This window comes from Xanthomonas sp. LMG 8993 (assembly GCF_009835065.2).
Classification (GTDB): domain Bacteria; phylum Pseudomonadota; class Gammaproteobacteria; order Xanthomonadales; family Xanthomonadaceae; genus Xanthomonas; species Xanthomonas arboricola.
The window spans coordinates 1-11,335 of sequence record NZ_QVIF02000019.1 but is presented as its reverse complement, the minus strand read 5'-3'; the positions used below and the strand labels follow the sequence as shown (position 1 = coordinate 11,335).

General features: G+C 65.8%; 2 protein-coding genes. Both read left to right on the top strand.

The features are described from left to right. Positions 1 to 30 precede the first annotated feature (30 nt). Positions 31 to 9,336, top strand: a complete 9,306-nt coding sequence (locus tag DYQ94_RS20515) for an amino acid adenylation domain-containing protein (protein WP_505414919.1) — start codon at positions 31 to 33, stop codon at positions 9,334 to 9,336. Next, positions 9,333 to 11,335 (top strand): condensation domain-containing protein (locus tag DYQ94_RS20510; protein WP_505414918.1); only part of this gene is annotated, 2,003 nt, incomplete at its 3' end. The genes DYQ94_RS20515 and DYQ94_RS20510, both read left to right, overlap by 4 nt.

Sequence of the window (11,335 nt, the reverse complement as noted above, 5' to 3'; positions counted from 1 at the left end):
TTGCCGGAGCCGGACGCCGCGTCGCTGGCGGTGGGCGACTATCAGGCCCCCCGGAACGAAACCGAACGTACCCTGGCCTCGATCTGGCGCGCGATCTTGCAGGTGGAGCGGGTCGGCATCCACGACAACTTCTTCGAGTTGGGTGGCGACTCGATCTTGTCGATTCAGGTCGCGGCCCGCGCCAGCCAGAATGGCCTTGCGCTGACCACCCGCGACTTGTTCCAGGCACAGACCATCGCCACCCTGGCAATGCGCGTGCGGGAGGGCGTGACCCAGGCGGTACCGCAGGGAGATAGCGAAGGCTTGCAACGCCTGCTGCCAATCCAGTGTGGATTCTTCAACGACCCGGTCGACCGTCACCATTTCAACCAGTCGATTTGGCTAACTACGCCAGTCGACTTCGATCCGAGCGTGCTGGCGCCGATCATGCGAGCGTTGTACCTCCGCCATGACGCGCTGCGATTACGCTTCACGCTTGTGGACGGCACGCCGCACGCGCGCTATGCACCGCTGGATACGGAACTCCTGGATGCAGCGGTCGTGCTGGAACCAGGACTGGACGGGTTGGACGCACGTTGCGAGCGCTGGCAGCGCAGCTTCGATCTGGAGCGCGGGCCGCTGTTGCGCGCAGTGCATTTCGTGCCGCCGGCTGGCCAGGAGGGGCGCCTGTTGCTCGTCGCGCATCACCTAGTTGTGGACGGTGTGTCCTGGCGCATCCTGTTGGAAGACATCGAACGCGGTCATGCGAGCCTGCGTGCCGGTGAGCCGATCACGTTACCGCTGAAGACGCGGTCGTTCCAGCAGTGGGCCGAGCGGCTGACGCACTGGGCTCAAAGTGATTCCGCCACGGCCGAACTGGACTATTGGCGCGAGCAGGCGCGCGATGCTGGGACGGACGCGAACGCTCCCGCATTAATGCCCGACCATGGCGACCATGGCACTGCGCGCAGCATCAACCACGTACTGGACGAAGACAGCACCCGCGATCTGCTGCAGCACTGCAATGCCGCCTACCGTACCCGCATCAATGACCTCCTGCTGGCCGCAGTCTATCTAGGCGTGCGCGCATGGAGTGGCTGCGACCGAGTGGCCCTGCGGATGGAGGGACACGGCCGCACAGCGCCGGACGGCGAATTCGATCTGACCCAGACCGTCGGCTGGTTTACCTGCGTCTATCCGCTGACCCTGCATGCCGCCACCACCGAACCTTCGGAGGTGATCAAGGCAATCAAGGAACGTTGCCGCGCCGTGCCGGGCGACGGGCTGGGTTTTGGCGTGCTACGCGACCTGCGCGGCGATACGTTGTTGCGGGCGATGGCCGAGCCGGAATTCGAATTCAACTATCTGGGCCAAGTCGACCAGGTTTTGCAGGGCAAGGCCGGCCTGCGCGCCGCCGAGGGCGCAGCCGGTATGCAGGTGGCGCCGACGCGGCGGCGTTCGGCGCGCTGGTCATTGAGTGGGTTGGTTGCCGGCAGCCGCCTGCGCCTCTCGCTCGGCCACGATCCGGCGCGCGACGATTCCGCCAGCGCGGCGCGCCTGCTCGACTGCATCGTCGATGGCCTGCGTACGGTCATCACGCATTGTTTGCAGGCCGGCAGCGGAGGGTTCACCCCCTCGGACTTTCCGTTGCTGTCACTGGACCAGGCAGCGGTCGACGCGCTGCAGGCGCGCTATCCGCGCCTCCGCCGCGCCTATCCGGCGACGCCGATGCAGACGGGGCTGCATTACCACGCGGCCCTGGATCGTTCCGCTTACGTCGTGCAAATCCATCCTCTGCTGTGCGGCGCGTTGGACGTGGCCGCCTTCCGCGCTGCCTGGCAGGCAACCGTCGACCGGCATGCGATTTTGCGTACTGGCTTCCACACCGCCGGCGATGGATTGCTACAGGTCGTCTCCGACGACGTCAAACTGCCTTGGCAGGAACTGGATTGGCGCGGTCTCGACGAGAGTGACTGGCGCGCGCGCTTCGACGCATTCCGCGAAGCCGACCGCGCGATCGGATTCGCGCTGGAGGCTCCGCCGCTGATGCGGGTAACGCTCTTGCGGGTAGGCGATGAGCGCTGGCAACTGCTGTGGACGCAGCATCATCTGCTGTTGGACGGATGGAGTCTGCCGATGGTTTACCGCGACGTCATGCACGCCTACGCGGCGTTGCGTGGAGTCGCCTCCGCACCGTTGCCCGAGCCGGCGCCCTACGAGGAATACGTGGCGTGGCTGGGACGCCAGAATCCGGCCCAAGCGCGCGACTACTGGCGCGAGCGTCTGGCCGGCATCGAGGCACCGACGCCGCTGGCGATCGACCGCGGCGAAGACAGCGGCCAGAGCGGCCATCGCGAGCTCACCGTCGAACTGGATGCAGCGGCCAGCCAGGCGCTGCGCGAGCTGGCCCAGCATCGCCGCACCACGGTCAACACCTTGCTGCAATGGAGCTGGGCCTGGCTGCTACATCGTTACAGCGGCGAGCGTGAGGTGGTGTTCGGCGCGACCGTGTCCGGCCGCGACGTCGACGTGGCGGCGATCGGCGAGATGGTCGGGTTATTCATCAACACGCTGCCGGTCAGGGTGGACTTCAACGGCGGCTCGATCGGCGAGTCTCTGGCTGCATTGCATGAACAGTTCCAGCGATCCACCGACCATGGCTATTTGTCGCTGGCGCAGATCCAGCGCGAGTCCGAGATCGCGCCCGGCTCGCCGTTGTTCGACAGCATCATGGCGTTCGACAACTACCCGCTGGATGCGATGGCCGATCCGGCGCTGACTCCGCAGACCGCCGGCCTGCGCATGGAGAGCAGCGGTCATTCCGAACGCACCAGCTACAAGCTCAGCCTCAGCGCGAGTCTGGGACGGGTATTGACGCTGCGCCTTGGCTACCGCGCCGAGCAGATCGCGCCGGCCGCCGCCACCCGCCTGATCGCTCACCTTTGCTCAGTGCTGCGGCGGTTGCCGGACGCGCTGAAAGCCGACACGGTCGATCTGCTGGAAGAGGAGGAGCGAGCGGGTTTGCTCAAGCTTGGGACCGTGGCGCCCCCCGCACCGGTGTTCTACGCAGTGCACGAACGCGTGCTCGACTGGGCGCGGCGTCAACCCGATGCGCTCGCGATCGGAATCGACGGGCACCAGACCCGCTACGCCGAGTTGGCCGCACGGGCGATGGCAATCGCTGCAGAGATCTCTGGTCGCGGGGTTGGCCAGGAGCAGATCGTTGCGATCTGCGCTGGGCGCCACGCCGACACGATCGCGGCGATGCTCGGAGCGTTGATTGCGGGAGCTGCCTATCTGCCAATCGACCCGGCGTATCCGGCCGAACGGATCGCTTTCATGCTTGAGGACGCCGGCGCACGCTTGGTACTCGCCGATGCGTCCGGGCGCGAGGCGCTGGCGGGCCGGCACGCGGTGGTCGCGCTGGAACGCATCGCCGCACGTGCTGCCGATTCGACGCCGGCGGTGGCCACCACCCCTGACAGATTGGCTTACGTGGTCTATACCTCCGGTTCGACCGGCCGGCCCAAGGGAGTGATGCTGGAGCATCGCGGCCTGTCCAACCTCGCCGATGCGCAACAGGCCCTGTATGCCACCACTCCCGACAGCCGCGTCCTGGGCTTTGCTTCGATCGGGTTCGATGCCGCGGCCTGGGAATGGCTGATGGCGCTGGGCGCAGGCGCCAGCCTGCATCTGTGCAGCGAGATGACCCGTCTGTCGGCGCAGGCGTTGACCGAATTGCTGGTCGAGCAGCGCATCACCCACGCGACCCTGCCGCCGGTGATGCTGGCCCAGCTCAACCCGCAGGCAGATTACGCGTTGCGGGTGCTGATCGTCGCCGGCGAGGCCTGCGACGAACATCTGGCCTGGACCTGGGCGGTGCGGATGCCGCTGTTCAACGCCTACGGCCCGTCAGAGAACACCGTCGCAGCGACCTGCGCGCGCGTCGTCGCCGGCAAACCGGTGCGACTTGGTGCGCCACTGCCGGGTGTGCATCTTCGCGTGTGCGCCGAGGACGGGGCCCTGCAGCCGCGCGGCGTACCGGGCGAGCTGTGGCTGGGGGGCGTCGCGTTGGCGCGCGGCTATCTCGGCCGCACCTCACTAACGGCCGAGCGCTTCGTCGAGAGCGAGGGAGTACGCTATTACCGCACCGGCGACCGGGTCTGCTGGAGCGAGTCCGGTGAGCTGCGTTTCCTTGGCCGCGTTGATGAGCAGGTCAAGATCCGCGGCTACCGGGTCGAACCGGGCGAGGTCGAAGCCGCGGTCGCCGCCGAACCGGATGTCGCCGAGGCAGTGGTAATTGCCCGCGACGACGATGGCCATGGACAACGCTTGGTCGCCTATGTGATCGCCGCAAACGGCGGCGAGGACCTGGCGCGCACGCTACGCCAGCGCCTGGCCCATCGCCTGCCCAATCACATGCTGCCGTCGGCGGTGGTGATGCTGGAGCGTCTGCCGGTCACCGCCAATGGCAAGGTCGACAGGCGTCGCCTGCCGGCACCCGCGCCGACCGCATCAGCGACGCACTTCGTGGCTGCACGCAATCCTCTCGAACAGGCGCTGGCCGACATCTGGGCGCAGGTACTTCGGGTCGAGCAGGTCGGCATTGACGACGACTTCTTCGAACGCGGCGGCGATTCGATCCTGGCGATCCAAGTGGTTGCGCGTGCCAACCAGGACGGTATCGCGATCACCACCGGCCAGCTGTTCGAGGCGCGCACGATCGCCGCGCTGGCCGCCGTGGCCGGTACCGCGGCCCGTGCCGATGCGCCGCAGGATGCGGTGCAGGGCCTGCAAGTGCTATTGCCGATCCAGCGAGATTTCCTGGCCGGCGAAGACCAGCAGATCCACCACTTCAACCAGGCGCTTCTGCTGGTTGCGCCGGCAACGTTCGACGCCGACGCGCTGCACGTGCTGGTTACCGCCGTCTACAAGCGCCATGACGCGCTGCGGCTGTGCTTCTATCGCGACGACGACGGCACCTGGCAGGGCCGCTACCGGCCCTGGGACGCGGCAATGCTGGAGCAGGCTGCGCAGGTGGAGCCGTTGGGCGAGGATCTGGTCCTGCAATGCGACCGCTGGCAACGTGGCTTCGATCTGGCGCAGGGGCCGTTGTTCCGGGCAGTCTGGTTCCAGGCCGATGCAGGCGAGGGTCGTCTGCTGCTGGTCGCGCACCATTTGGTCGTCGACGCGGTGTCTTGGCGCATCCTGCTCTCCGACCTGGAACAGGCGTGGTCGCTGCATCGCGACGGCCGAACGGTGACGCTGGCGTCGAAAACCTCCTCCTTCGCACAATGGGGCGCAGCATTACAGGAATGGCGTGAGACACAACCGGGCCGCCTCGACGCTGCCTGGTGGGATGCCCATCTCGACGGAACCGGAGCCGCACCTCGCGAAGACCATGGCCGATTGGGCGACAGCCGCGTGCTGACCGATACGCTCGACGATGCGGAAACCGCCGCGCTGCTGCAGTCCTGCAATGCGGCTTACCACACGCGTGTCGACGAACTGCTGCTAGCAGCTGTCTGCATGGCGTTGCCGCATCCTGGGCGGGCCGGCGCGCTCGACGTGCTGATCGAAGGCCACGGGCGCGAGAATTTGTTCCCGACCCTTGATACCACCGGCACGGTCGGCTGGTTTACCAGTGTGTACCCACTCCCGCTGCGCTGGCACGGCGGCACGACGGGCGAGGTCATCAAAGGGGTCAAGGAGAGCTGTCGCGCCGTCCCGCACCGTGGAATCGGGCACGGCCTGCGTGGTCGCGACGACGGCGGAGCATGCCTGCTCGCATTCAACTATCTGGGTCAGTTTGATCAGGTGATCACCCCCGGTAGTGCATTCCAGATCGCACCGGAACCAGCCGGCGTGCAGGGCAGTGCATCGCGTCAACGTTCGGCACGCTACGCGATCAACGCGATGGTGTTCGGCAACTGCCTGCAACTTTCGCTGGACTTCGATGGACGTCGCGACGACGAGCAGAAAGTACGCGTGGTGCTAGACGCGGCGATGGCTGCATTGCGGCGGATCATCGCCCATTGCCAGGAGCCAGGTGTTGGCGCTTTCACGCCCTCGGACTTTCCACTTGCGCACCTCGACGCATCGACGCTGGATGCCGTGCTGCACGACTATCCGAATCTGGTCCGCCTGTACGCCGCGACGCCGATGCAACGCGGTCTGTGGTTCCACTCCCAGGTGGACGCCTCGGCCTACGTGGTGCAGGTGCATCCGCGGCTGTGCGGTCCGCTGGAGGTCGATGCCTTCAAGGCCGCTTGGCAAGACGTGGTGGACCGCTATGACATTTTGCGGACTGCGTTCGCCGGCGCGGGCGAGGCGCTGCAGCAAGTGGTGTTGAAGCAGGCCCCACTGCAATGGCGGCAAGAGGACTGGAGGGGAATGGATGCGACTACGCAACAGCAGTGCATCGACCATTTGCTGGCCAGCGATCGCGCGCGAGGTTTCGACTTCGCCCATGCACCGTTGATGCGCGTGACCCTGGTGAGCCTGGGCGAAGACCGCCATCTGCTAGTGTGGAGCCTCCACCACGTATTGCTCGACGGATGGAGCATGCCGCTGGTGTACCGCGATGTGATGGCCTGTTATCGCGCACGCATCGCTGGCGAGCGCCCAAGCCTGCCGGTCGCGGTGCCTTACGAGCGCTATATCGCGTGGCTGGAGAGCCGTGACCGCGACGTCGCGCGCGACTTCTGGCGCGGCTATCTGGGCGGCATTTCGGCGCCGACGCCGCTAAGCATCGATCGCCGCGGCCTGACATCCGAGGCTGGTGTTGCTGGCTACCGCGAACGCCTGATGGAACTGGACGAGACCGCAACCGCAGCGCTCAGCGCGCTGGCGCGCGAACTGCGCACAACGCCCAATACGCTCGTGCAGTGGGCCTGGGCCTATCTGCTTCACCGCTATAGCGGGGAGAACAGCGTGGTATTCGGCGCGACGGTCGCGGGCCGGCCAGCCGAAGTAGCGGGCATCGAGTCCATGGTCGGATTGTTTATCAACACCATTCCTGTACGAGTCGATTTCGTCGATGGCCAAGCGCTCGAACAGGCACTGGCGACGCTGCACGACGGCTTCACTCGCGCCAGCGGGCATGGCTACCTGCCATTGGCAGAGATCCAGGGTATGTCGGAGGTGCAGGGCATACCGATGTTTCAAAGCCTGCTGGCCTTTGAGAACTATCCATTGGATGCGGTCGAGGAAGCGAACCGCAGCGATAGGGATGCGTCAACGCCGCAACTGACGATCGAACGCGCCGATAGCAGCGAGCAGACCAGTTATCCACTGGTGCTCAGCGCACTGCTCGACCGTCGGTTGACGATCCGTTTCGGTTATCGCAGCGAGACCTTCGACAGCCGGCTGATTGAGCGGACGATTGGCCACATGCAACGGGTGCTGGAACAACTGCCGGCCGCCATGCGCGACGGCTGCCGCATCGACCTGCTCGACGCTGTCGAGCGTGCCGAGCTTGAGGCGTGGCAGCAACCGGCTGAGCGCTTCGAGGTCGTCGACACCCTGTCGGCGCTGTTCGAGGCGCAGGTACGACGCACGCCGCAGGCTGAAGCACTACGCTTCCAGGGACACAGCCTGAGCTACGACGCGTTGAACCGCGCGGCGAACCGGGTCGCGCACCGGCTGCTGACCCTGGGAGTGAAGCCGGACGACAGGGTTGCGGTTCGGGCGGCCCGCGGCCTGCCGATGCTAATCGGCCTGTTGGGCGTCCTGAAAAGCGGTGCCGCCTACGTGCCGATCGACCCGGCCTACCCAGCAGCGCGTCAGGCCTACATGCTCGAAGACAGCGCACCGGTCGCGCTGCTGGTTGATGAGCCAGCCGAAAACACCGGCAACGGAGCAGATGCGGACGTCGGCGTGTCCTGTCCACTGCTGACGATCATGGCAGGTGCGCCAGCGGACGAACACGATCCGCGCGTACCGGGCCTGGATCCCACGCATTTGGCGTACATCATCTACACCTCCGGTTCGACGGGTCGACCGAAGGGGGTGATGGTCGAACATCGCCACGTGGTTCGGCTGTTCTCCGCCTGCGCGCGCCACTTCGACTTTGGAACGCGCGATGTCTGGACGCTCTTCCATTCCTTCGCGTTCGATTTCTCGGTGTGGGAGATCTGGGGGGCCTTGTTGCACGGTGGCCGCCTGGTGATCGTGCCAGCGCCGGTGGCGCAGTCACCGAAAAAATTCCTGCGCCTGCTGGCGGATGAGGGCGTGACCGTGCTCAACCAGACTCCGAGCGCGTTCCGTGCATTGACCGCCGCCCAGGACCAGAGCCACAACCACCAACTGCGGATGGTGATCTTTGGCGGCGAGGCGCTGGAGCTGCATGCGCTGCTGCAGTGGATCGAGCGCAACGCTCTGCATCGCACACGCTTGATCAACATGTATGGCATCACCGAAACCACCGTGCACGTGACTTACCGGGAGATCAGCGAGACAGAGGTACGCGGCGGCAGTGGAAGTCCCATCGGCCTGCCACTGGCGGATCTGTCGCTGCGCCTGCTCGACAATCGGGGTGAGCCGGTGCCGCTTGGGATGACCGGGGAGATCTATGTCGGCGGCGGCGGTGTCGCACGTGGCTACCTGAATCGCGCAGCGCTGACCGCCGAACGTTTCCTGACGCTACCTGACAACGATCGGCTGTACCGTACTGGCGACCTCGGCCGACGATTGTCGGATGGCTCGATCGAGTATCTCGGTCGCAACGATCAGCAGGTCAAGATCCGTGGCTTCCGCATCGAGCTGGGCGAAATCGAAGCGGCGCTGGCTGCCGCCCCGGACGTCGACGAGGCGGTGGTGGCGGTGCGCGAGGATCGCGGCGATCGTCGTCTTGTCGCCTACGTGGTCTCCGCGCCGGGCGTGACGTTGGAGATCGCAGACTTGCGGGAGCGGCTCGCCGCCACGTTGGCTGCTTACATGATACCGGCTGCCTTTGTCGTGCTTGACGCCTTGCCATTGACGATCAACGGCAAGCTCGACCGCGCCGCATTGCCAGCACCGGACGGCGCGGCCACGGCGGCGCGCGCGTTCGAGCCGGCACGCACTGACAGCGAGCGCGTGCTGTCCAGGATTTGGCAGCAGACGCTGGCGGTGGAGAGGATCGGGCGATACGATCATTTCTTCGAGATCGGCGGTCACTCGCTGCTGGCGGTGAAGGTTCTGGCTGAGATCAAGCAGCACTTCGGCATTGAGCTATCGATCCGAGACGTGTTCGAGAAGACCACGATCACGGCACTGGCGACGTATCTTGACGAACGGTTGGGCGAGACGGCGTTGCGTGACGCTTTGGTGATGGACAACACCGACAGTAGCGATCAGGGATTTATCGAGCTATGAGTTTTCGCGAAGTATTGAAGGCGTGTGTAGACAGCGGAATTCGGGTCAAGGCCCGCGATGGAAAGCTGTTGCTGGACGATCCGGATAAGCGCTTGACCGCTGCGCTGCGCGAACGGCTGGTTACCCACAAAGCCGAGATCCTGACCTGGCTGCAAAGCGACAGCGGCGCAGGCAGCCTTGTGCCGATTCCGCGCCGTGACGCCAGGCAAGCCCCTCTGTCGTTTCCGCAGCGACGCCTATGGTTTATCGATCAGCTCGAAGGCGGCAGCCGCCAGTACAACATCCCGACCGCCATGCGCCTGCGTGGCCAGCTTGATGTACAAGCGATGCAGGCAGCGCTCGACCGCATCGTTGCCCGTCACCAGATCCTGCGTACGGTCTATCGATTCCAGGACGACGCACCGGTGCAGCAAGTGCTGGCGCCTGCGCCGATCCCGCTAGCGCAGACTGACCTGTCGGCGCTGGCGCCCGAGGTCGCGCTGTCGCGCGCGCGCGACCTAGCGATGCAGGAAGCGGCGCGGCCATTCGATCTTTCAGCTGACCTCATGCTGCGCTGCGTGCTGATTCGCTTGGCCGACGCGGACCATGTGGTGTTGCTGACACTGCATCACATCGCTTCCGATGGCTGGTCCAGCGGCGTGCTCGTCAACGAGTTCGTCGCGCTCTACCGCAATCGCGTCGCCGGGCTCGACGATCCGCTGCCGCCATTGCCGATCCAGTACGCCGACTTTGCCGCCTGGCAGATCGAAGAAGCGGGGCAAGGTGTGCTGCAACGCGGACTGGCCTATTGGACCCGCCAGTTGGAGGACCTGCCGGTCGTGCACTCGCTGCCGTTAGACCGTCCGCGACCAGCGCGCCAGCGTTTCGATGCACGGCAATCCAGTCGCCGCGTCGACGCCAGCCAGACCGAGGCCCTGCGCATGCTGGCGAAGGCGAATGAGGCCTCGTTGTTCATGCTGCTGCAGGCGGCACTGGCAATCGTGCTCGGTCGATTCGGCGCGACCGACGATGTCGTGGTCGGGGTGCCGCACGCCGGCCGCGATCGCGCCGAGCTGGCGCCGCTGATCGGCTTCTTCATCAACACCCTTGTGCTGCGTAGCGACCTGTCAGGCAATCCGACGCTGGTGGAGGTGATCGCCCGCGTACGCACCACTGCGCTGGATGCATTCGCTGCGGCCGATGTGCCCTTCGACCTAGTCAACGACACGCTGCGCCACGAACGGAGCATGGCTTACAACCCTCTGTGCCAGGTGAAATTCGTGGTCCAGAACCACGAGGCCGGAGAGCTTGCTTTGCCCGGGCTGCAGATCGAACCATTCGTCAACAATGTCGAGCAGGTGCATTTCGATCTGGATCTCAGTGTCGGCGAAGGCCGCGACGGGCTGACCCTGGCCTGGACCTACAAGGACCTGTTCGACGGCGCAACCATCGACCGTATTGCTGAGGCCTACCAGCAGGTGCTTGCGGCACTGCTATCCGATCCGCAGCAGCGGATCGACTCGCTGGCGCTGATCGACGCGCAGGAGCGCGAACAGTTGCTGGCGCTGGGCCGCGGCAGGTCACAGGCGCGCACGCGCGCACATGGCCTCATCGACGCGTTCCAGGCCCAGGCTGCGCGGAGCCCGCAGGCGATTGCACTGCGCGCGACCGAGAGCGGGGAGAGCACCGACTACGCGACCCTGGCCGCGCACGCTAACCGCCTGGCCCACGCGTTGCGCGAACAGGGCCTTGGCCCAGGCGATCGCATTGGGATCTGCATGGAGCGCGGGCTGGCGCTGCCGGTGGCGCTGCTGGCGGTGCTCTCCAGCGGCGCTGCGTATGTGCCGCTGGACCTGCGCCAGGGCAGCGAACGCCTGGCACGGATCATCGCCGACGCCAACATCAGCGTGGTGCTGGTCGAAAGCAGCTCGGCGCCAGCCTCACTGGGCGGGGTGGACATGCTGTATCTGGACGGCGCCGGCACCGATCCGGACTGGCTTGGCGAGTACCCCGCGCAGCC